The organism is Arthrobacter sp. Ms25 (assembly GCF_059090365.1).
This window is the reverse complement of record NZ_JBNHFP010000003.1, coordinates 509,282-529,014: the sequence shown is the minus strand read 5'-3', so window position 1 is coordinate 529,014 and position 19,733 is coordinate 509,282. Positions and strand designations below refer to the sequence as shown.

General features: G+C 64.6%; 22 protein-coding genes and 1 other RNA gene. 10 read left to right on the top strand and 13 right to left on the bottom strand.

Going from position 1 to position 19,733, the window contains the following annotated elements; translation table 11 throughout:
* Nucleotides 1–49 precede the first annotated feature (49 nt).
* From AC5RT8_RS10720 to AC5RT8_RS10705, 4 genes are all read right to left on the bottom strand, one after another.
* Nucleotides 50–1,099, bottom strand: a complete 1,050-nt coding sequence (locus AC5RT8_RS10720) for a glucose 1-dehydrogenase (protein ID WP_494095687.1) — start codon at nt 1,097–1,099, stop codon at nt 50–52.
* 137 nt (nt 1,100–1,236) lie between these two features.
* Nucleotides 1,237–1,606, bottom strand: a transfer-messenger RNA (tmRNA) gene (gene ssrA, locus AC5RT8_RS10715).
* A gap of 209 nt (nt 1,607–1,815) precedes the next feature.
* Complete coding sequence (locus AC5RT8_RS10710; RefSeq protein WP_494095686.1) at nt 1,816–2,112, bottom strand: hypothetical protein; 297 nt, start codon at nt 2,110–2,112, stop codon at nt 1,816–1,818.
* A 68-nt stretch (nt 2,113–2,180) separates the two neighbouring features.
* Nucleotides 2,181–2,669: a hypothetical protein gene (locus AC5RT8_RS10705; RefSeq protein ID WP_494095685.1), complete on the bottom strand. Its 489-nt coding sequence runs from the start codon at nt 2,667–2,669 to the stop codon at nt 2,181–2,183.
* A gap of 138 nt (nt 2,670–2,807) precedes the next feature.
* Between AC5RT8_RS10705 and AC5RT8_RS10700 the strand changes: the two genes are divergently transcribed.
* From AC5RT8_RS10700 to AC5RT8_RS10670, 7 genes are all read left to right on the top strand, one after another.
* Nucleotides 2,808–3,467 (top strand): nucleoside/nucleotide kinase family protein, encoded by a 660-nt coding sequence (locus tag AC5RT8_RS10700; RefSeq protein WP_494095684.1) that lies wholly within the window; start codon nt 2,808–2,810, stop codon nt 3,465–3,467.
* 99 nt (nt 3,468–3,566) lie between these two features.
* Nucleotides 3,567–4,487, top strand: a complete 921-nt coding sequence (locus AC5RT8_RS10695; RefSeq protein ID WP_494095683.1) for an SMP-30/gluconolactonase/LRE family protein — start codon at nt 3,567–3,569, stop codon at nt 4,485–4,487.
* A 175-nt stretch (nt 4,488–4,662) separates the two neighbouring features.
* Nucleotides 4,663–6,129 carry an amino acid permease gene (locus AC5RT8_RS10690; RefSeq protein WP_494095682.1) on the top strand — a complete coding sequence of 489 codons (1,467 nt, stop codon included), beginning with the start codon at nt 4,663–4,665 and terminating at the stop codon, nt 6,127–6,129.
* Nucleotides 6,130–6,250: 121 nt separating this feature from the next.
* Nucleotides 6,251–6,661, top strand: coding sequence for a hypothetical protein (locus AC5RT8_RS10685; protein WP_494095681.1), 411 nt, complete (start codon nt 6,251–6,253; stop codon nt 6,659–6,661).
* A gap of 31 nt (nt 6,662–6,692) precedes the next feature.
* Nucleotides 6,693–7,022, top strand: coding sequence for a hypothetical protein (locus AC5RT8_RS10680; protein WP_494095680.1), 330 nt, complete (start codon nt 6,693–6,695; stop codon nt 7,020–7,022).
* A gap of 157 nt (nt 7,023–7,179) precedes the next feature.
* Complete coding sequence (locus AC5RT8_RS10675; protein ID WP_494095679.1) at nt 7,180–7,662, top strand: DUF5684 domain-containing protein; 483 nt, start codon at nt 7,180–7,182, stop codon at nt 7,660–7,662.
* Nucleotides 7,663–7,831: 169 nt separating this feature from the next.
* Nucleotides 7,832–9,091: an Nramp family divalent metal transporter gene (locus AC5RT8_RS10670; protein WP_494095678.1), complete on the top strand. Its 1,260-nt coding sequence runs from the start codon at nt 7,832–7,834 to the stop codon at nt 9,089–9,091.
* A gap of 34 nt (nt 9,092–9,125) precedes the next feature.
* Here the strand turns inward: AC5RT8_RS10670 and AC5RT8_RS10665 are convergent, their stop codons facing one another.
* Nucleotides 9,126–10,364: an S-layer homology domain-containing protein gene (locus AC5RT8_RS10665; RefSeq protein WP_494095677.1), complete on the bottom strand. Its 1,239-nt coding sequence runs from the start codon at nt 10,362–10,364 to the stop codon at nt 9,126–9,128.
* Nucleotides 10,365–10,582: 218 nt separating this feature from the next.
* Here AC5RT8_RS10665 and AC5RT8_RS10660 point away from each other — a divergent pair, with 218 nt between their 5' ends.
* The 3 genes from AC5RT8_RS10660 to AC5RT8_RS10650 all read left to right on the top strand — a co-directional run bounded on the left by AC5RT8_RS10660 (nt 10,583) and on the right by AC5RT8_RS10650 (nt 13,590).
* Nucleotides 10,583–11,104, top strand: a complete 522-nt coding sequence (locus AC5RT8_RS10660) for a GNAT family N-acetyltransferase (RefSeq protein ID WP_494095676.1) — start codon at nt 10,583–10,585, stop codon at nt 11,102–11,104.
* Nucleotides 11,105–11,316: 212 nt separating this feature from the next.
* Nucleotides 11,317–13,050, top strand: coding sequence for an HNH endonuclease signature motif containing protein (locus AC5RT8_RS10655; protein ID WP_494095675.1), 1,734 nt, complete (start codon nt 11,317–11,319; stop codon nt 13,048–13,050).
* Between the two features lie 78 nt (nt 13,051–13,128).
* Nucleotides 13,129–13,590 carry a hypothetical protein gene (locus AC5RT8_RS10650; RefSeq protein ID WP_494095674.1) on the top strand — a complete coding sequence of 154 codons (462 nt, stop codon included), beginning with the start codon at nt 13,129–13,131 and terminating at the stop codon, nt 13,588–13,590.
* A gap of 94 nt (nt 13,591–13,684) precedes the next feature.
* Here AC5RT8_RS10650 and AC5RT8_RS10645 read toward each other — a convergent pair whose 3' ends face one another.
* The 8 genes from AC5RT8_RS10645 to AC5RT8_RS10610 all read right to left on the bottom strand — a co-directional run bounded on the left by AC5RT8_RS10645 (nt 13,685) and on the right by AC5RT8_RS10610 (nt 19,699).
* A complete protein-coding gene (locus tag AC5RT8_RS10645; RefSeq protein WP_494095673.1) occupies nt 13,685–14,560 on the bottom strand; it encodes an ABC transporter permease in 876 nt (291 codons plus the stop codon).
* Entirely contained in the window at nt 14,557–15,489 is a 933-nt protein-coding gene (locus AC5RT8_RS10640; RefSeq protein WP_494095672.1) for an ABC transporter ATP-binding protein, read from the bottom strand. Before AC5RT8_RS10640 ends, AC5RT8_RS10645 begins: the two co-directional genes overlap by 4 nt.
* A gap of 22 nt (nt 15,490–15,511) precedes the next feature.
* Nucleotides 15,512–16,057, bottom strand: coding sequence for a GNAT family N-acetyltransferase (locus AC5RT8_RS10635; protein ID WP_494095671.1), 546 nt, complete (start codon nt 16,055–16,057; stop codon nt 15,512–15,514).
* A 25-nt stretch (nt 16,058–16,082) separates the two neighbouring features.
* Nucleotides 16,083–16,259 (bottom strand): hypothetical protein, encoded by a 177-nt coding sequence (locus AC5RT8_RS10630; RefSeq protein ID WP_494095670.1) that lies wholly within the window; start codon nt 16,257–16,259, stop codon nt 16,083–16,085.
* Nucleotides 16,260–16,465: 206 nt separating this feature from the next.
* Nucleotides 16,466–16,606, bottom strand: a complete 141-nt coding sequence (locus tag AC5RT8_RS10625) for a hypothetical protein (RefSeq protein WP_494095669.1) — start codon at nt 16,604–16,606, stop codon at nt 16,466–16,468.
* 67 nt (nt 16,607–16,673) lie between these two features.
* Nucleotides 16,674–17,399 carry an SDR family NAD(P)-dependent oxidoreductase gene (locus AC5RT8_RS10620; protein ID WP_494095668.1) on the bottom strand — a complete coding sequence of 242 codons (726 nt, stop codon included), beginning with the start codon at nt 17,397–17,399 and terminating at the stop codon, nt 16,674–16,676.
* Nucleotides 17,400–17,624: 225 nt separating this feature from the next.
* On the bottom strand, nt 17,625–18,599 hold the full coding sequence (locus AC5RT8_RS10615; RefSeq protein ID WP_494095667.1) for an NAD(P)/FAD-dependent oxidoreductase: 975 nt from the start codon (nt 18,597–18,599) through the stop codon (nt 17,625–17,627).
* A gap of 239 nt (nt 18,600–18,838) precedes the next feature.
* Nucleotides 18,839–19,699, bottom strand: a complete 861-nt coding sequence (locus AC5RT8_RS10610; RefSeq protein ID WP_494095666.1) for a class I SAM-dependent methyltransferase — start codon at nt 19,697–19,699, stop codon at nt 18,839–18,841.
* Between the last annotated feature and the right edge of the window lie 34 nt (nt 19,700–19,733).

The following is a 19,733-nucleotide window of genomic DNA, read 5'->3' as shown; positions in this document are numbered from 1 at the left end:
TTTCTGTCTATCACCGAAGCCGCCCGGGAGAAATAGTCCGCGGAACGGCTTAGGCGTCCCGCAGGTCCAGCACCACCTTGATGTCGCCGTCGCGGTCCTCGAAGGCCTGCTCGTAGTCTGCCAGCGGGACGCGGCGGGTGATCAGCTGTTCCAGCCAGCCGGCGTCGCTCTTGGCCAGGGCTGCGGCGGCCTTAAGGTAGTGGCGGCGGTTGGCGTTGACGGTGCCGAAGACCACGCGGTTGTTCATCACCAGGTTCAGGTTCAGGGCACCCAGGTCCACCGGCTGCTCGCCCCCCGGCTCGGAAACACCGGTGAGGCAGGTGACCGAGTTCCTGGCGCCGTGCTCGAGGACGTCGCGAATCACGGCGGGCACGCCGGTGCATTCGATGATGATGTCCGGCGTGATGCCGGATTCGGGGAGGGTGTCGGTGTGGAAGACGGCCCCGAGTTCCTTGGTCAGCTTCTCCTTCGGCCCGTCTTCTTCAAGGTCGAAGACGTGCACTTCCAGTCCGCGCTGCGCTCCGAACAAGGCACCGAGCAGCCCCACGGGACCAGCCCCGGTGATGGCAACAACGCGCGGCCGGAAATAGGCGCGGCCGCCGATCCGGTCGATCTGCTCCCAGGCCTTGGCCAGGATGGTGGCAGGTTCCAGCAGCACGCCCACCCGTTCCAGCGACGGCTCGAGCTTCACCATGTCCTCGGGGGCACCGCGCCAATAGCCGCGCGCAAAACCGTCGAGCCCTTCGATGCCATGCTCGGTATAGGTGCCGGTCAGGCACATGTCCCACTCGCCGGCGGCGCAGGCACGGCAGTTTTCGGCGCAGGGACGGCGGACAATGCCGACCACCAGGTCTCCTGCGGCCAGATCGGAGCCCTCGGGGGCTTCCACGACCCGCCCCAGGTTCTCGTGTCCCATCACCAGGTAATCCCGGTCCTCGGGCGCCGTGCCGAATTCCGCCGCGATGACCTCGCGGTCCGTGGCGCACAGGCCCACCGCGAGCGTCTCCACCAGCACACTGCCTTCGGCTGCCTCCGGTTCCGGCAGCTCCCGAAGCTCCAGCGAATCCTTCTGCCCCGGGGTGATCGTCAATGCCTGCATGTGTTTCCCTTCCCGTGGCTGCTTGCTGTCTGTATCCCAGATTAGCCCGCGGTGGCAGCGGTAGAGACTCGGCTCGGAGGGGGACCGGTCCGGCCCGGATACACAAAAGGCCCACCCTTCAGGGCAGGCCTTTCGCACGGTGGAGATGGGGGGAATCGAACCCCCGTCCGATGTTGTATTGCCAGGGCTTCTCCGGGCGCAGTATGCGTCGGATTTTCTCGGCCCCGGCCCTCCTGCATACAGGTGGCCGATCCGGGCCCAGCCGTCCAAAAGTCCCGGACACCCCGACGGCGGAGGTATCCGGCAGTGGCCCTCTAAACGACGCCAGGATCCGGAGCGAGAGCGACTCCGGGCTGACGGACTACTCCGGCTGCTTAGGCAGCGAGAGCGAAGTCAGTGCGCATAGGTTTGGCACTTATTTTTTTGCAGAGAGCGTTAACGAGATAACTCTGCGTTCTCGGCCCGCTTCCCCTGGCTCAACAAACATCGTCGAAACCGATCATCCCCGTATGGAGTTACCAATCCAGCGACGACGCCGGTGATCGGCTGCCGCTGCGGGCCCTGTTCCGCCCGCATCAGGTATAACGACGACGCCGCGCCCAAGATTCCCGCCGTGCGCGGCTTTCCTACAGTGCTTTTGGGCCTGCCGTTTTTGCTCCGGCCCGCGGCCCGCCCGGGCCGGGGAGGGAACCCGTCCCCGGCCGGCCGAGTGCTGCTTAGCGCTTGCGGCCGAAAATCAAGGAGGCAGCGGCCACGGCACCGGTGACCGTGTAGACGGCGGGCCAGGCGCCCATCTTCTTTGCCAGCGGGTGCGACAGGCCGAAGGCTGCCACATAACCGGCGGTCAGCGCAGCGGCGGTCCCGGTTCCGGCGTCGCGCTTCCAGAGGGCGAAGGCACCGGCGCCCGCGGCGGCGAGCACGGCACCGCCGAGCTGGCGGTTACCCGTGGAACGAGCGGTTTTGTAGCCGCCGATCAGGCCGGCGGTGGTGATCAGGGGGGTCAGCAGGGACAAGGTTTTCTCCTCGAAGTAGGCAACAGAACCAGCTTATGCGCCGGGTTAGCCGCGTGCAGTGCCGGAGGTCAGTGGCTGGTGGTCCCCCGCCTGGATTCAAGCACCGGGGCAATCCAGGCATCCGAAACCAGTCCCGTGACCCACGCGTACACCGCCTTGTGCCAGACGTCCACGGCGGTTTCACTGGCGGGCCAGGAAGCGGGCGGAGCCCCGACACCCGTGGCATTCTCCAGCGTCTGATCCGTAGCCAGGCGCACCACGGTGAAGCCGGTGTTGGCCAACGGCCCGCGGATACCGGTCACGGACCAGACGCCGCGCAGGGCGCCGAGAACAGCTCCGGTGCCCCAGTGCATGGCATGGTTCCACACCGGCGGCTGCGCATCCGGTGCAGGGCGCCGGCCCAGCAGGCTGAGCAGGGTCCGGGCCGGAACATAGGAATTGGGCCGGCCGGTCAGAGCCTGTTCCGCCTTCTCCCCGGCGGTCATGACGGCCACACCGGCAAGGCCGGCAACGGCTCCCTGCCCGGCAGCCTTAATGAGCATGGATCCCCTGGACATATCTGCCTTCCTGCTGTGGATGTTCGTGTTTGCGCACCGTACTGTTTGGCCGCCTGCTCCGGCAACCCCGGCCGCAGGCGTCGTAGACTGGTCCTCCCCCTGGAACAGCACCTGGAACAGCACCGTGAGCGGAGGACCGTGACAGATTTCCCGGCAACCCTTGCCGAGGTGAAAAAGCGCCTTCAGGCGTTGGCTGAACGGCAGGCAGGAACCGTGGTGGTCGGCGTCGCCGGTGCACCCGGAGCCGGAAAAACCACCCTGGTGGAAACCCTGGTCCGCGAACTGAACGGCGACTCCGGCGTCGATACGCGCCGCTTTGCCCACGTGCCGATGGACGGCTTTCACCTCTCGGACCGGGAGCTGGCCCGGCAGGGCCTGCTGGAGCGGAAGGGAGCTCCGGAAACCTTCGATGCCTACGGCTATGCGGCGCTCCTCGACCGCCTCCGCGTGCCGCGGACCGAGGTGGTGTATGCACCCGGTTTTGAACGGACGCTCGAGCAGCCGCTGGCCGGGGACATCCCCGTGTTCCCGGCGGCAAGAGTGATCCTGACCGAGGGGAATTATCTGCTGCTGGACCGCCCCGAGTGGCAGGCGGCCCGGTCCCGCTGCACCGAGGTCTGGTACTGCGAGCCCGACGAAGGGCTGCGCGTGCAGCGCCTCGTGGAGCGGCATGTGCGGTTCGGCAAGGCGCCGGACGCTGCTGCCGCCTGGGTCCGCGACGTGGACGGCCCCAACGCGCGCCTGGTGCAGGAGTCAAAGGAACGGGCCGACGTCGTCATCCGCCCGGCGTGGGTCTGACCGGCGCGGGCTTTGGGCCGCTGCGCCCGCCTCGCGTATAAAAGGACGCAGACCGCAAGCGTTTGAAACCGGCCCCCTGCGGGCCCTAAGGAGACAAGCATGGACGCACGCCCCTCGACACTGCTGGAAGACGGAGCCGCACTGGAACAGGTGGGCACGGGCGCGGTCTGGGCCGAAGGCCCCACCTGGGTTCCCGAACGCAACGCCGTGCGGTACAGCGACGTGCGGTCCAACCGGATCCTTGAATACAGCGAGACCACCGGCGAGCTGAGCGTGTACGGCTCCGACGTGGAGTTCACCAACGGCCGGGCCCTGGACCCGGACGGATCCGTGGTGCAGTGCTCGCACGGGCGCCGGGCCATAGAACGGGACCGTGACGGCACCGTGGAAACCCTGGTGGACCGCTTCGGCGAGGTCCGTTTCAACTCTCCCAACGACGTCGTCGTGAAGTCTGACGGCACCATCTGGTTCTCGGATCCCTCCTACGGCATCGACAACCCGGCCGAGGGCCACGGCGGCGAGTTGGAGTACGGCGACCGGTACGTGTTCCGCTTCGACCCTGCCAGCGGGGAGCTCACCGCGGTGATCACCGACATCATGGCTCCCAACGGGCTGGCGTTCTCCCCGGACGAGTCCATCCTGTACGTCTCGGACACCGCTGAGGAGGCAATCTCTGCCTATGGTCCGGCGCAGGAAGCGGGCAATCCGATCCGCGCCTACGACGTCGTCGAGGGCCGGCAGGCGAAGAACGGGCGGGTTTTCGTGCGCGTTGCGCCCGGTGTGCCGGACGGCTTCCGGGTGGACACGGACGGGAACATCTGGTCCTCCGGCGGCGACGGCGTGCGCGTCTTCTCGCCGGCCGGCGAGCTGCTCGAACACATTCCGGTGCCCGAAACCGTCAGCAACGTCTGCTTCGGCGGGCAGGACGGCCGGACGCTGTACATGACGGCAACCTCCAGCCTGTACCGGATCCGCACCACGGGCGGCGACGCCGCGGCCGCGCTTCGCGCCAGCCGGTAGCGGCGCCCGCCCGCCCACGGCAGTCCGGGCAGGGCTGGACCAAGGCAAACGGAACACTGGTGGATAAGTAACGGTCGGGGGTACCCGGCTGCCGTACGAAGGTCCATACTTCTGCCGTAGCTGAAGCCGTACACCTTGATCCCGGCTGCACTGCCGGGCACGGAGGGGAGCCGAGATGTCCACAGTCGCCGGAAGCGGGGGTTCTGTTCTTCGCCGCAAGCCCATCGAGGAAATCGAAGACGAGAAAACCGGCAACAAGCTGTTCAAGAGCCTCGGCCTCTGGCAGCTGACCGCCATCGGCGTGGGCGGAATCATCGGCATCGGCATCTTCACCCTCGCGGGCCTGGTGGCCAACGGCGGTCCGGATGCTTCTCCCGTAGGCCCGGCAGTACTGATTTCGTTCCTGGTCGCCGGCCTGGCAAGCGCGGCTGCTGCCCTGTCCTACGCCGAGTTCGCGGGCATGGTGCCCCGCGCCGGGTCCGCCTACACCTACGGGTATGTGGCGCTGGGCGAACTCATTGGCTGGTTCATCGGCTGGGACCTGCTGCTGGAATACACCGCCATCGTGGCGGTAGTGGCCATCGGCATTTCCGGGTACTTCACCGAGTTCCTTGCCGGATTCGGCATCGACATGCCGGTCTGGATGCAGGGCACCGGGGACACAGTGGAGGGCGGGCTGATCAACCTGCCCGCCGCCGTCGTCTGCCTGTTTATCACCTTTATCCTCAGCCGCGGCACCAAGACCTTCGGACGCTTTGAGCTGGTGGCCGTGGGCCTGAAAGTCCTGCTGATCGTGTTCATCGTGGGGCTGGGCTTCTTCTACGTCAACACCGACAACTACACCCCGTTCCTGCCCAGCGGCTTTGGAGCGGTGTTCACGGGGGCAGCCACCGTCTTCTTCGCTGTCTTCGGCTACGACGCAATGAGCACCGCTGCCGAGGAAGCCAAGGACGGCAAGAAACACATGCCCAAGGCCATCCTGCTCTCCCTGGGCGTGGCCATGGTGCTGTACATCCTGGCCACGCTGGTCCTCACCGGAATGCAGAACTACCAGGACATCAGCCCCACCGCCGGGTTCGCCTCGGCCTTCCAATCCGTGGGGCTGCCCGTGATTGCCACTGTCATTTCGGCCTTCGCGGTGCTGTCCATCCTCACCGTGATGCTTACCTTCCTGCTCGGCGTCACCCGGGTGTGGTTCTCCATGAGCCGTGACGGGCTGCTGCCGGGGTGGTTTGCCGGCACCGACCGGCGCGGCACCCCGCAGCGGGTGACCTGGATAGCCGGCGGCACCTCGGCACTGCTTGCCGGGTTCTTCCCCATCCGGGCCGTGGCAGACCTGACGAACATCGGCATCCTTGCCGCGTTTGTGGTGGTTTCCGTGGCCGTGATTGTGCTGCGGTACCGCCAGCCCGATGCGCCGCGGGAGTTCCGCCTGCCGCTGATGCCCTGGGTACCCGCGTTCGGGGTGCTCGCATCGGGCTTCCTCATGCTGCAGCTGCACTGGGAAACCTGGCTGCGGTTCGGCATCTGGCTGGTTATCGGGATTCTGGTTTACGGCTTCTACGGCTACCGGCATTCACTGCTGAATCCCAACAGCCCCAGGCACCTTCCGCTTCGCGCGAATCCCCAGCCGGAAACCTGACCCCCGGCGCTGCCGCCACGAAAATGCTGCGGGCAGCATATCTTCCGATTTTGTTATTTCCGGCTATTATCTGCCTTACGGGTTCCGAATAATGGGGCTCTTAGCCGGGGGGAACAACCGAATGGGCACTCAGTCTCAGGCCTTGCCTGCTGCGCGCAGACGCTCCGCCATGCTTTTCCGCCGGGCGCGCAGCGGGCTTGTGCTCATTGCCGCTTTCTGGCTCTGGATGCTTTTCGGTGCGGCCGATTTTATTGCCGCTCTTTTCGGCTCACCGATACATGCCGCCCTCGCCGTGTTTGCCCTCGGCGCACTCACACTTGTTTCGCTGCTTTTTCTGCCCATCTGTGTGGCGTATCTCCTCCTCAACCGTCCGTCTCCGCGGGCCCGCCGCCCCTTGGCATCGCCGCAGAGCGCCGAGGCGCACGGGAACGGGCTCGCACCTGTGATCCGGATGATGCCGCGCCGTGCCGCTGCCCGCGGTGCGGCCCTGGCCAACCGCGCAGCCGCCAAGTACCGGGACCTCGCCTCCTAAACCTCTCGCCGTTCCCCAGGACGCCCCCTCCTTGGCAGGAATGTCAGAGGCGGTTGCCATTGTGGAGGTCATGAGTTCCTCCATGGTCAGGCCTTCCGCCACTGCCGGTCCGGTCACGCACGCCCACTACCGCAGGGAGCCTTACGTCCGCTGCCGCACTGCAAACGGCACCGTGGACGGCAAAGCCGTGGCCTGGACCCGGACAGAGGTCCTCCTGCATTGGATTGACGACGACGGCCAGGCCCACAACCGGTGGACGCCGGCTCCCACAGTGCGCCGGATTGCACGGGATGATTCCGCCTGGCGCGACCCCTACGACGACTTCCGGTTCTATTACGAACCCTCTCCCGCCGCCGCCTGAAGTGGCACTATTCGGAGGTAATCGCTGCGACCGAAAGTAATGGCACACCTATCCGAAATGCATCTCGTGGAAATGTTGATCCCCGGGGACGAATAACAGTTTCATAAAGACGGCCCAACCTCTTGACTTGGTTGCGCGAGCAAATATCGTTCTGGGCATGATCAATTCAGTCTCGAGCCTTCAGTCCGTCATTTCTGCGTCCGAATTCACGACGAACACCACCCCGGAAGTGGCTCCGGGCGTCGTGATCACCAGTTTCCTGGTTGTCCTCGTCATCAGCGTCCTGCTGAGTGGCCTCGCCATGATGGGGATGTTCAAGAAGGCTGGCCGCAAGACCTGGGAAGCTTTCATTCCCGTGTACTCCAGTGTGGTGCTGTTCCGCATCGCGGGCATGTCCGGCTGGTGGACGCTGGCCCTCATGGTCCCGATCCTGCAGATCGTGGCTGCGGTCCTCCTAGCCATCAACCTGGCAAAGGTCTTTGGCCAAACAGCCATCATTGCCGTGCTGATCGCACTCTTCAGCTTCGTGATGTACTTCTACCTCTCCTACAGCTCCGCCCGCTACCTCGGCCCGCAGGCCAGCAAGGGCCCCTTCGGTGCATCCGGCAACCAGAGCTACCCCAGCTACACACCGGCCTGACGCTACTCCCCCACCGTTCGTCCAAGGCGCGCATCCCGGCAGGGATGCGCGCCTTCTTCTTTGCCCGGAATCTCCCCCGTCCGGCACCCTGCCTGCTCGTTTCCCCGCTGTGACGGTCCACCCGCAACAATTGTTAGGCATGCCGAACTTTAGGTGCTAGGTTGCTGTCATGGCACGTACCGTCCCGCTCCCCGACACCTCCACGCGCCCTGCAGCCCGTCCCCGAAACATCTTCTGGCTGCTTGGCCCCGCACTGGTGGCGGGCGTTGCTTACCTCGATCCGGGCAATGTTGCCAGCAACATGACGGCGGGAGCACAGTTCGGCTACCTGCTCGTCTGGGTGGTGGTGACCGGCAACATCATGGCGTGGCTGATCCAATACCTTTCAGCCAAGCTGGGCCTGGTCACCGGCCGCAGCCTGCCCGAGTTGCTCGGCGAACGCATCGGTCCGAAACCGGCCCGGCGGCTGTACTGGCTGCAGGCCGAACTCGTGGCCATGGCCACCGACGTTGCGGAGGTCATCGGCGGCGCCGTTGCCCTCTGGCTGCTTTTCGATCTCCCGCTGTTCTTCGGCGGCGTCATCACCGGCGGCATCTCCATGGTGGTGCTGCAGTTGCAGAACAGCGGCCGGCACCGGAGCTTCGAATACGTCATTGTCACGATGATGCTGGTGATCGCCGTCGGCTTCACGGCCGGCGTCTTCCTGAGCCCGCCCGACGGCGGTGCAGTAGTCGATGGCCTGGTGCCCCGTTTCGAGGGCAGCGAGTCGGTGCTGCTGGCCGCTTCCATTCTGGGCGCAACCGTCATGCCGCACGCCATTTATGCCCATTCGGCGCTGACCCGCGACCGGTTCCCCGGCCGCACTGCCGCCCTCACCACCACCCGTCTGATCAAGGCCACCAAGTGGGACGTCACCATTGCCTTGGCTGTTGCGGGCTCGGTGAACCTGGCCATCCTGCTCCTTGCGGCAGGCTCCCTGCAGGGTGTGGAGGGCACCGACACCCTTGAAGGAGCACATGCCGCCATTGCCGGCTCGCTGGGCGGGGCAGTGGCGACCCTGTTCGCCGTCGGGCTGCTCGCCTCCGGGCTGGCCTCGACGTCGGTGGGTGCGTATGCGGGCGCGGAAATCATGCAGGGCCTGTTGAAGGTGCGCATTCCCATGCTGCTGCGCCGCCTGATCACGCTGCTTCCCGCCCTGGCGATCCTCGCCGTCGGCGTTGATCCCACCTGGGCGTTGATTCTCAGTCAGGTCATCCTGTCCTTCGGCATTCCCTTTGCACTGATTCCGCTGGTCTGGTTGACGGCGCAGCGGGACCTGATGGGCACCCACCGCAACCGCTGGTGGACCACGGGCCTGGGCGTGGTGGTCTCGGTGCTGCTGGTCGGGCTGAACGTCACCCTGCTGGTGCTGACCTTTACCGGGGCCTGAGCCCTTCAGTGACGCTCCCGTGAGCTCCCGGGTTTCACAGGGAACCCGGCAGTTTGTAGCCCTTCTGATCGAACCTATGCATGAAGGCTGCCATCGCGTCGCGCCGTACCGGCTCATAAGGCTTGAACAGCCGGGCGCCGCCGGGCTGGACCCACCCAGTAGAAATTTCCCGGGCGGCTAGCCACGAGATCTCCTTATAGAACTGGTTGGAGGTACTGACGTCGGCGAAGGGGGACACCTTTGGCGGGGTGAAGGCCGGAGACCCGGCAAGACGGTACAGGAAGGCCGCCATTGCATCGCGGTTCACTGCTGTGAGGGGACGGAAGGTGCCGTCCGGCCAGCCAGTGGACACACCGGTCTTCGACAGCCAAGACATCTCGGTAAAGAACTGCTGCCTCACCGCTACATCCTTGAACGGTGACGTTGCGGGGGCGGCGAAGGAGGGACGGTCTGCAAGCCGGTACATAAATGCCGACATGGCGTCGCGTGCAACGACGTCGAGGGGTCGGTAGGTATTGTCGGCCCAGCCAAGCGAAATTCCCTCCAGGGCCATCCATCTGATGTCGTCGGAGAACTGCATGCCGGTCGGCACATCCGCGAACGGTCCCTCGACCGGCGTCGGCTGGCCGAAGACGGGTGGTGCGGAGATCCTGTCCACCGGCCGTCCCAGCGTCGTGGCGACATAGGTTTCGTGGTCGGCCTTGGTGGCAGTGATCCGCAGCGAGAGGGACGTCCCGAACACCTGTTCGCTTATCTGGTAGGTGGGCCGGGTGGCACCGGCAATGGGCTTGCCGTTGCTGAGCCACTGATACGCATATCCCGTGGGTTCCGTGTTCCACACGCCGTTGGATGCCTTGGCGATTCCGCTGACTACAAACAGGCCCCGCCAGTCGAAGCCCGTGGTCTCCGGCAATTCCGTGGGGTACAGCTTTTCCCGTCCGACCTTTTCCGTCTCGTCAGACGTCGCCGATGCTGCAGGGTATCCCGCCATTGTTCCCGTGACCGTCACGCTCATCCGGTGGCCGTAGTCGGCGGCCACGAGCTTGTAAGTCGTCCCTCTAGCACCGGCGATCGGCTGGCCTCCCCGGTTCCACTGGTATGCCAGGGCAGCGCCGCTTTCCCACACCTCTGCCCGCAGCGTATTTCCCTGTACCAGCGGCGACCAGGTTCCGGGTTCGTTCCAGGCCACGTTTGGAACATCGACTACTTTGGCATGGATCTTCAGGCCGAGGTCGGAACCCGTGAAACGGTCCCGGTACCCCGGCTTCCTCACGATAACTTCGACGGTGACGTTTCGTCCGTCCAGATCGGCACCCGGTGTGAAGCTCTTGCCTGTGGCGCGCCGTCGTCGTACTCCGCGAGGGCACCGGTCTTTTCCGGACGGGCGCCCACCTGTTCTTCCCCTCGCTGCGTCCTTCACGTCCGGCCGGGAGCGGGTTAGGGTCGGTACCCCGGTGTTTGGCGATGCCGGAAATGGCAAAGGAGCCTGCAGTGGCAACGGTACAGATTCAGTTGATCCAGCTTCCCCGCGGAGTGATTGATGCACTTGCCACCGGGAATCTGCCCTCAGCCAACCAGCAGGCGCCTCTGGAGCTCACCGAGCATTTTTCGCGGGACCGGCAATCGCTGTGGCGGATAAGGAGCGAGCAGCTGCGGGAGCATCCGGGTGACGCGGTGTGGATTACACGGGCCATCTTTGATCCCGGGTTGGGACGGGCCGTGGGTCTGGCCGGGTTTCACGGGCCTCCGGATGAAGCCGGGATGGTGGAAGTGGGGTACTCGGTGGACCCTGCATACCGTCGCCGGGGTTATGCCCGGGCCGCGCTGGAGGCGTTGCTTGCGGTGGCCGCCCGTGAGTCGTCCATTCGTACCGTCCGTGCCACCATCAGTCCTGACAATTCCGCTTCCCGGCGTTTAGTGGAGCAGTACGGGTTCGCGGCTAACGGCGAGCAGTGGGATGACGAGGACGGGCTCGAAATCATCTATGAGGTGGCCGCTGCCGGAGTGGACTGACGTCCTTAGCCCTCGGGGGCTGGCTCTGGCTACGGCCGGCGGCCATCGGCGCTGCCGGGAACGCCCGTTTCCGAGGCTTAGTGTCCGAGCTGCAGCGTGCAGATTTCAGGTAGGTAGTTTGGTTCGAAAGACGGGTATTTCGGGTTTTCCGGAGGGGCCGTTCGAGCCTGATATTGGGCCGGAAATGTCAGTGCCGGATGAAATCCTTAAGCATGGATCAGGACGGGAACAACGGACGGATAACCCAAGATCAGACGGGCAAAGGCCGGCAGGCGGATGGTGCTGCTGGCGACACCGAAGCGGCACGTGCCGCGTGCACTTTGTCGGTGTACCGGGCGGAACTGGTTGCCGGGGATGCCGCCGCTGGCGCCTCACCTGCCGGGCCTGGATCCGGCTACCCGGACGGTTTTACCGGGGTGCTGGCCCTGCAGAACCTGGAAGCCTTCGACGAAGACACCACCGGTGATGCCCTGGCCCGGGTGGCGCATCTGCTCCGCTGGGCCCAGGCCCAGCAGGTCCGGCTGATGCACCGGATGGAGGAACTCTTCCGGGAGAGCCTCCAGACCGAGGACGGCACCGTGCTCGCTGTGGACCCGGGCATGGCCTTCAGCCTGGCGTCCTGCGAATGCGCGACCATCCTGAACGTTCCGCAGACCACCGCGCAGGGTTTGATGTCCGAAGCCGGCAGGCTCTGCGACACGCACACCGCCACGCTGGCCCGGCTCGAACAGGGACAGTTGAGCTACGGGCATGCGCAGGTGGTGCTGGACCAGACCCAGAATCTTCCTGCCGATGTGCTGCCCGGGTTCGAGGCTGACCTGCTCACGGCTGCGGTGGGGAAGACCCGGGGCCAGTTCTCTGCCAAGGCCCGGCATCTGCGGGAGAACCGGTATCCGGAGACCGTCCCGGAACGGCATTCGAGTGCTTTCGAGAAGCGCCGGGTGGTCCTGGACCGGGATGAGGACGGTATGTCCTGGCTGGCTGCCCACCTCCGGGCGGCCGAAGCGCAGCAGATCTATACGGCCTTGAGTACTGCTGCCCAGGGTGAGCAAGCCGACGGGGACCCGCGGACCCGGGACCAGCTGCGCGCGGACATCCTGACCCAGCTGCTGATGGGCGGCCTCGGATCACGCCGGCCCGGCGGGGCGGGTGGAACCGGCAGTACGGCCGGCAGGAACAGGATTGGGAGCGGCCGGACCGGGACCGGTCCCGCCGGCGCTGCCGGCACCGGCGGAACGGACGCTTACACCGGTACGGCTGGAGCCACCGGCGGCAACGGTAGGACAAAACGAACCGGCGCAGGCGACGGGCACGATTTCCACGGAGAACCCGGCGGGCCAGACATTCCGACAAACGGTGACCCTGACCGTGAGGATGGCCTCGGTGTCCTGCCGCGGGCTGAGATCATGGTCCTGATCAACGCCGAGACCCTCTTCGGCGCGGACGAACAGCCCGCAGAACTGCACGGCTACGGACCCATCAGTGCAGAGGCAGCACGGCGGCTGGCGCGCAACGCCCTTCACTGGACCGGACTGGCCCGGGACCCGGACACCGGAGAAATCCTCGGTGTCGGTCGGCGGCGGAAAGTTCCGGCAGGATTGGCCCGCTGGCTGCGCGCGAGGGACGGAACCTGTCGGTTCCCCGGCTGCCGGGTCAGCACCGCACTGACGGAAATCGACCACACCACCGACTGGGCCAAAGGCGGACCCACGGACCACGGAAACCTTGAACATTTGTGCCGAAGGCACCACCGGTTCAAGACCCTTGGCTACTGGAAAGCCTGCCAACCCGAACCCGGGGTCATCGAATGGACCTCACCTACCGGACGGACCTACCGCACTGAACCGTTCCTGGAACTAGTGACGGCACAGCGTTCCCCCGGGGCGCCAGGCCGGGAACCGATGCAGCCGGAGGACAAATCCTCACAGGAGACTGCCCCATTCTGATCTACCCTTCGCTCGGGGTCCGTTCCCCGGATCCGCCTCCCCGGAAACGTCCTAATCTGCATCGGTTAGGATTCCCGCATGACATCGTGGGAGGAAATTACGGATGCTGTGGGGGTGGCCCTCAGCGGAGACCGAAGCGAGGGCAGGCGCCGTCTCCTGGGGTGCTGGGAGGACACCATTCCTGGGGAACATGCTCACCGTTGCGTCCTGGCGCATTACTTAGCCGACACCGAAACCGATCCGGCAGCGGAAGTCGCCTGGGACGAGGCCGCATTGGCGGAACACGCCGGTGTCCGAGACGAGGACTTGGCGCCGCTAGGCATCCCCTCAGCCGTAGGGTTCCTTCCATCGCTACACCTCAACCTGGGTGATGGATACCTGCGCCTGGGGAGGCAGGACGCTGCACGCGAACAGCTTGATCTGGGACTGGCTGCCGCGGGAGTGCTGGGCAGGGAGGGGTATGGCGCGATGATCCGCTCGGGGCTGGACAATCTGGGTTTGCGCATCGATGCAGGCCCGGAGACAGCCGAGAACCTATAGGGATGGCCCTCGCCGCAGGACGCGTCCACCCCGCGAGCACACCATTTTCTGCCTAAAGTGCGGAACGCAGCGGTGGGCGCGGCGTAAAAGAAGCTCAGCGGATCCGGGAACGGATCCTCAGCGCCGCCAGCAGGACGAAAACCACGATCATGGCAACCAGGACAAACACGACATAGCCGGCGGGCACTGACCAGTCCCCCACCGAGGCAGTAATACCGAAGATGTCCTGCACCTCGGCCACGGCTTCGGGCTGGTCCGTCACGGCGCCCATGGGACCGGCGGTCATTTCCTGGCGCACCACCATGGAGGCCTGCATAAAGGGCAGCGCACTGACAAAGTTCTTCACTCCCTCGGGAAAAGCCCCCACCGGAATGTAGGACCCCGCAGCGAAGCCGAGGATGGTGCCTACCAGCGTGGACAGTGCCGCGAAAGAACCCGGGGTGCGGACGAAGGTGACGATGAAGGCGCTGAGCGACCCGAAAGCGAGACAGCTAAGCACCAGGTAACCGTAGGTGCGTGCCAGCTGCCCCAGCGTGAGCACCACCCCGTCCACAGCGGCCAGATATCCGAGGCTTATAGCCAACACCACGGTGGTCATGATCAGCGCTACCGTGACAGTGGAGAGCAGATACCCCAGGACCAGCTGCCCGCGGCTAATCGGGGAAACCAGGAAGTCCCGGAAGCGCCCGGTGGCGGAGTCGTCGACGATCACGTTCACGGCAGCGAGCCCTGTGGTGATGGCGGTGATGCCTACGATTCCGGCAAACATCCACGCGTCGACCAGCCCCTTGACGTCCTCCTCGGTGGCCTGCGGAAACATTTCCGCCAATCCTTCGGTCTGCTGGTTGCCCAGGAACAGGGTGTAGAGCAGAAACAGGACCAGCGCCCCGAGGAGGGAAAAGAACAGGTTCAACCGGTCCCGGAAGTACAGGCGAAGGTTCCGTCCGGTGATATCCAGGACAACGTTCAAGCTGCTTCCCCCTGCCGTCGTCCGGTCAGGGCCAGGAAGACGTCATCCATGGTCCCGTGGCGGAATTCGAAGTCCAGCACGCTGTCGCCGTGCGCCATGAGGAGGCGGCGGGCCGTGTCGGACCGGTCCACCCTCAACCGCAGCACGTTTTCCTCCGAATCCACGACGTCGGCCCCGGCCTCCCCGGCGAGGGACACCAATGCCTGCGGATCGGCGGAAGTGATGGAGAGAATGCTGCTGCTGTATTCGGCGCGCAGCGTGGTGGGCGTGCCGTCGGCGATGATCTGCCCCTTCTCAATCACGCAGACCCGGTCCGCTTCCTCGGTTTCCTCCATGTAATGGGTGGTCAGGAAAACAGTGAGGCCGTGGTTCTCCCGCAGGTCGTGGATGGTGGACCAGACGAGGGCACGGCTGGCGGGGTCCAGGCCGGCAGTGGGTTCGTCCAGGAAGAGGATCGACGGCGAGTGCAGCAGCGCGCGGGCGATATCCACCCGGCGTCGTTCTCCGCCGGAATAGGTGGAATAGCGGCGGTCGAGGAAGTCCCCCAGTCCCACCATCCGGCTTAGCTCCCCGATGCGGGCATCATTCGCTGCCTTGTCGGGTGAGTAGAACCGTGCCCTGGTTTGCAGGTTTTCCCTGCCGGTGAGGATGGGATCCAGCAGCGAATCCTGAAACACCACGCCAATGGCTTCACGGACACCGCTGCCGCTGCCGCGCACGTCGTGCCCCGCGACCTCGACGGTGCCGCCGTCGAACGGCAGAACCGTGGTCAGGCAGGAGATGGTGGTGGACTTCCCTGCACCGTTGGCCCCCAGGAAGGCGAAAACACTTCCCGGCTCCACGTCGAAGGACAGATTGTCCACGGCCGTGGTACGGCCGAAGTGTTTAGTAAGTCCCCGGACGGAAATGGCAGCATCCGTGGTTCCCAAGTGGCTCTCTTCTCTTTCGGTCCTAGGCGTCCAGGAGCAGGTCGTCGAATTCCAAGGGGGTCACTGTATTGTTTTCCCAGTCCGAGCGAAGTATCGCATAGGCCACGGAGGCAACCCGGGAACCATCCGCCGTCGGCCACGCCTGCCGGTAGTGCGCTTCCTTGATGAACCCGGCCTGCAGGAACGTTTTGCGCATAGCGATGTTGTCTTCGCGTGTTTGGCCTTCGAACCGGATCACCCCGGGTAGTTCGGTGAATACCAGCCGGCACAGGGCCCGGACCACGTCCACGCCCAGTCCCCTTCCGCGCCGGCTTTCCGCCAGGCGGATATCGAAGTCCAGGTTGTCATCCTGCAACCCCTCCAGAACTGCCAGCCCAATGTCTTCGCCGCCGTGCTGCACCCAGTACCCCTGGGATTCCCCGCTCCAGAAATGGCCTTCCGCCACCCGCCTACTTGCCTGGTGCTCACCGGGCACCGGATTCACGTGGAACGGGAACCGGTTGTCGGCCAGAAAGGCCGTGACGGCGCCGGCATCAGTGGGGGCCATCCTGCGGAAGGTGACGGTCATGCGGGAAGTGTAGCCTGCAGGCTTTTTAGAGCGCGCCGATACGGTCCTGACTTTCAGTCGACGCAGCCTTTTCGGCTTCTTCTTCGAGCCGGAGGCGCCAGCCGCGCGGGGGTGGCCAGGAGATACCCCAGAGTTCGAGCTGTTGTTTGGTGAAACCACCTGCTGGAGTGCGTGCTGCTTCTATTTCTTCACGGGTCGGCATTGCCAAATCATGACACGCACCCGGGGTTATGTCACCAATTAATTCCACATTTCAGGCACGGTTTCTTTGGCCTGCTATTGACAAGCCGGAGGGAGCCGAAATTTCCGTGTCATTCCGCGGATTTATCGGCCCATTTCCATATAAAAGGGACCCGCGGTATCACTAAAGAATTGTATTCGGGACTTCCGGTACCGCTAATTCAGCACTTACGGATGAGTTGTCACCATAATCAATTGCCAGCCTTCCGGGACCTGGGCCTGGAGTGCCTCCCGGGCTTCGAGGAAGCTCTCCCCCTCGGCTTCCAATTCCCGGGTTTCCGTTGGACGCATGATGCCGGTGACTTTCATGCTTCCAGCCTAGGCACTCGTGCGGGCGCCCGCTGACCGGAGGCGTGTTGTGTCTAACACCTCCGGCCTATACTGCGCCCGGCACGGCACCGGTTTCCTCTGCGAGGGCCAGTAGGAGTTGGTCTTGGAAAGCGGTGTCATGGACTGAGCGGTGGGGTTGCCGGCGTTGCCTGTGGTACCAGTAGCCGCCGGTGGTCAGTGCCTCGGGCTCCTCGCTGACCGCCAGCCATTCCTGGGTCTGATGGCCGAGATCCACATCATCCGGAGCGCTTGGTCCACCCATTCGGGTAGGCACCCAGCCCGGATCCACGGCATTGCTCAGCACGTCGGGGCGGAGGCGCGAGAGGGCGGCGGACAGGGTGGTGACAAAGAGCTTGCTGTCCGAATAGGAGCCGGCACCAGCCCAATCCACTCCGTTTAGGACGGGATGCCCGCCGAAGTGCGACCCGCTGCTCAGGTACACGTGCCGCCGTGGACCATGGAGCAGCACGCTCAGCAGATACGGTGCGACGACGTTGACGGGCATTACGTCAGGGCCGCTGTACACGCCGGCGTTGTGGATCACCGAATCGAGAGGCTCCTGGCTATTCAGCTCCGCTGCGATGCGCCGCACGGCGTCCGGATCGGAGAAATCTCCCACGACGATTCCGGCGCCGCGGCGGACCAACGATTCCAAGGCCGCGGCACGGTCCCGGTTGCGGGCATGCACCACTACGTCGTGCCCATCGGACAGCAGCGAGTCGGCAGCATAGTGCCCTAAGCCGTCCGCGGAACCAGTGACAAGAACTCTCATAAGGACCTGCCTGTTCAGAAAGGACCGGCGCCGTCGACCGCGCGGTTCGCCACACGCTAGTGGTTTCGCTGTCCTTTGAACAGGTGGATCCCCTTGGGAATCCGCCCCGGCAAATAAGGGCAGGAGGGAAAGACGCCGTCCCTAACTCGCCTTCCCGGCCATTGACCTCGGAGGCTCGCTGATCCCACGCGATTTCGGGGAACTGTCGTAGCTGGATTGCTGTTGCTAACCGGCGCCCTGGACCGCTGCATTTTTCATGCGCAACTCGTCCACTTTGTGGGCAAACTCTTCCTGCATGAGGTCGCCGTTCACCCTCAAGCCCGTGCCGAACCCGTCGGCGGCGGCCATGATGACCTGGGCCATGGGGTTGGCGACATTTCCTGCAAGCCAGAGCCCCGGCACCTCAGTCTGCCCACCATCATCGACGGGTATGTGCCGACCGATGCCCGAGATGTGCTCCTGCGTCACCAGGCCAAGAGATTTCACGCAGGAAACATCTACGTCGAAGTTCGGCATAATGACCAACGCGTCGATCTCACGTTGCGTTCCGTCGCTGAGTTCAACGCCGCTCACAGAGCCCTCCTCGCCGAGCACAACGGTAACCTCCGCTTCCACGACTTCCACACCCAGTGCTTCCAACCGTTCCAGTTCCTCGGCAGCAAGCACCTTGTTTGGGTCCTTGAACAGGGTGACATGCTTGGACCACTGGGTGAACATCGGCGCCTGGTGCATCGCCATGGCGCTGTCGAGGATGCCGAGACGCAGGTCTTTCACCTCCCATCCGTGGCAGTACGGACAGTGCAGCACGTCATTGCCCCAACGTTCGGCAAGACCGGGAATGTTGGGCAACTGGTCCTTCACCCCGGTAGCAAGGATCAGGCGCCGTGCCGAGACTTCCGTGCCGTTGCCAAGGCTGATGGTGAAGCCGGAGTCACTGCGGCGGCTGTCCAATGCGATGGTGTTGATCACCTCGACGCCGTATCTGACGAGTTCAGCGCGCCCTTCCTTGAGCAGTTCCAGTGGGTTCATCCCGTCGCGCGAGAGGAAGTTGTGCATGGCAGCCGCTGGCGCGTTGCGTGGTTCACCTGCGTCGATGACAACAACCGAACGCCGTGACCTTCCCAGCGCCTGTGCGGCGCTGAGCCCAGCGGCCCCGCCACCAATGATTGCGACGTCGTAGTTCTGTGTCCGTATTTCCATGGATTGTGCTCCCAAGTCGAGTTGTTCGCCGCGCTTTGTGCCGACGATAGTTTGATGTGATGATCTTGCTGCTGGGGCTCTGGAGGGGCTTCTTGCCTCCCGAATGTGATTCCGGCCGGGGCGGGCTGGTGTCGGCGGGGTAGATTTCCGCAGCTTGCTCGGGCTTCGGGGCAAGCGCATCCGTGTGCACGCCAAGTCGTCCAGGCAAGCCCCGCCGGGGCCTTGCAGTGCGAGGGAGCTCAGCGTCCCGGACGTGCAGCCCACACGGTGCGGCTCCCGCGCATCGACAGATCCGTGCGTCTGGTCAGGGACCGCGGGCTTTGGGGATCAAGCAATTGGTCGATAGTGGCGAGGTCCTCCGCCGACAGGGTCTCTTTCAGGCTGGTGCGCATCCTGGCGAGGAACGTCTGGGCGTTGTGTGCGATGAGTTCCCGGTTTTCATCCGTGTCATAAGCAAAGGTGCGCTGTTCGGCGATCTCCATTCCAGCTTTCCGGATGGCTGGGGCCCACTCCGGGTGCGCGTTCCAGCCAGCAAGCGTCACCGCCTCGTGGAGGCGCTGTTCAAGCCCGGGGGTGCCGAAGCCCAGGTCATCGGGCAGGTGGCGCGGCAGAGCATCCATTTCCACGACCACCAGCAGGCCGTCCGGTGACAGTGTCTTGCTGATCTGGCTCAAGATGTTGGCAGGGTCGCTCATGTGGTGCATTGAGGATGCCGCCCAAAACAGGTCGATGTCGGCAAGTTCGGGCCACGTGGCATCGAGGTCCACGTGAAGGGTGGAAACCCGGTTCGACAGCTGGTGTTTCTCAATCGCCGAAGCGAGGTGAGCGAGCATGAACTCCGACTGGTCAACGGCCACGACGCTGGCATGGGGAAAGGTTCGCGTCAGGCCGAGGGTTCCGGTGCCCGTTCCCGCGCCCAGATCTGCAATGGTGGCCGGAGCCGGCTGGTGTTTGGCCGTCCAGTCGAAGATCTCCTGCAGGTGCTCGCGTAGCAGCAGGGCATCGAGGTCCAGTGTTTCGGCCAGGGCCGGCTGCTGGTGCTCGAGGTGCCGGCCCTGCCGGTGACTGTGGTGATGTTCCTGTGCATGATCAGTAGTCATGGATCGAGCGTAACCACATGGTGCGCTGATGGCA

Coding starts and splice junctions, on each gene's coding strand:
- AC5RT8_RS10720 (WP_494095687.1), bottom strand. CDS start 1,099: ATGCAGGCATTGACGATCACCCCGGGGCAGAAGGATTCGCTGGAGCTT.
- AC5RT8_RS10705 (WP_494095685.1), bottom strand. CDS start 2,669: ATGTCCAGGGGATCCATGCTCATTAAGGCTGCCGGGCAGGGAGCCGTT.
- AC5RT8_RS10695 (WP_494095683.1), top strand. CDS start 3,567: ATGGACGCACGCCCCTCGACACTGCTGGAAGACGGAGCCGCACTGGAA.
- AC5RT8_RS10690 (WP_494095682.1), top strand. CDS start 4,663: ATGTCCACAGTCGCCGGAAGCGGGGGTTCTGTTCTTCGCCGCAAGCCC.
- AC5RT8_RS10685 (WP_494095681.1), top strand. CDS start 6,251: ATGGGCACTCAGTCTCAGGCCTTGCCTGCTGCGCGCAGACGCTCCGCC.
- AC5RT8_RS10675 (WP_494095679.1), top strand. CDS start 7,180: ATGATCAATTCAGTCTCGAGCCTTCAGTCCGTCATTTCTGCGTCCGAA.
- AC5RT8_RS10670 (WP_494095678.1), top strand. CDS start 7,832: ATGGCACGTACCGTCCCGCTCCCCGACACCTCCACGCGCCCTGCAGCC.
- AC5RT8_RS10655 (WP_494095675.1), top strand. CDS start 11,317: ATGGATCAGGACGGGAACAACGGACGGATAACCCAAGATCAGACGGGC.
- AC5RT8_RS10650 (WP_494095674.1), top strand. CDS start 13,129: ATGACATCGTGGGAGGAAATTACGGATGCTGTGGGGGTGGCCCTCAGC.
- AC5RT8_RS10635 (WP_494095671.1), bottom strand. CDS start 16,057: ATGACCGTCACCTTCCGCAGGATGGCCCCCACTGATGCCGGCGCCGTC.
- AC5RT8_RS10630 (WP_494095670.1), bottom strand. CDS start 16,259: ATGCCGACCCGTGAAGAAATAGAAGCAGCACGCACTCCAGCAGGTGGT.
- AC5RT8_RS10625 (WP_494095669.1), bottom strand. CDS start 16,606: ATGAAAGTCACCGGCATCATGCGTCCAACGGAAACCCGGGAATTGGAA.
- AC5RT8_RS10620 (WP_494095668.1), bottom strand. CDS start 17,399: ATGAGAGTTCTTGTCACTGGTTCCGCGGACGGCTTAGGGCACTATGCT.
- AC5RT8_RS10615 (WP_494095667.1), bottom strand. CDS start 18,599: ATGGAAATACGGACACAGAACTACGACGTCGCAATCATTGGTGGCGGG.
- AC5RT8_RS10610 (WP_494095666.1), bottom strand. CDS start 19,699: ATGACTACTGATCATGCACAGGAACATCACCACAGTCACCGGCAGGGC.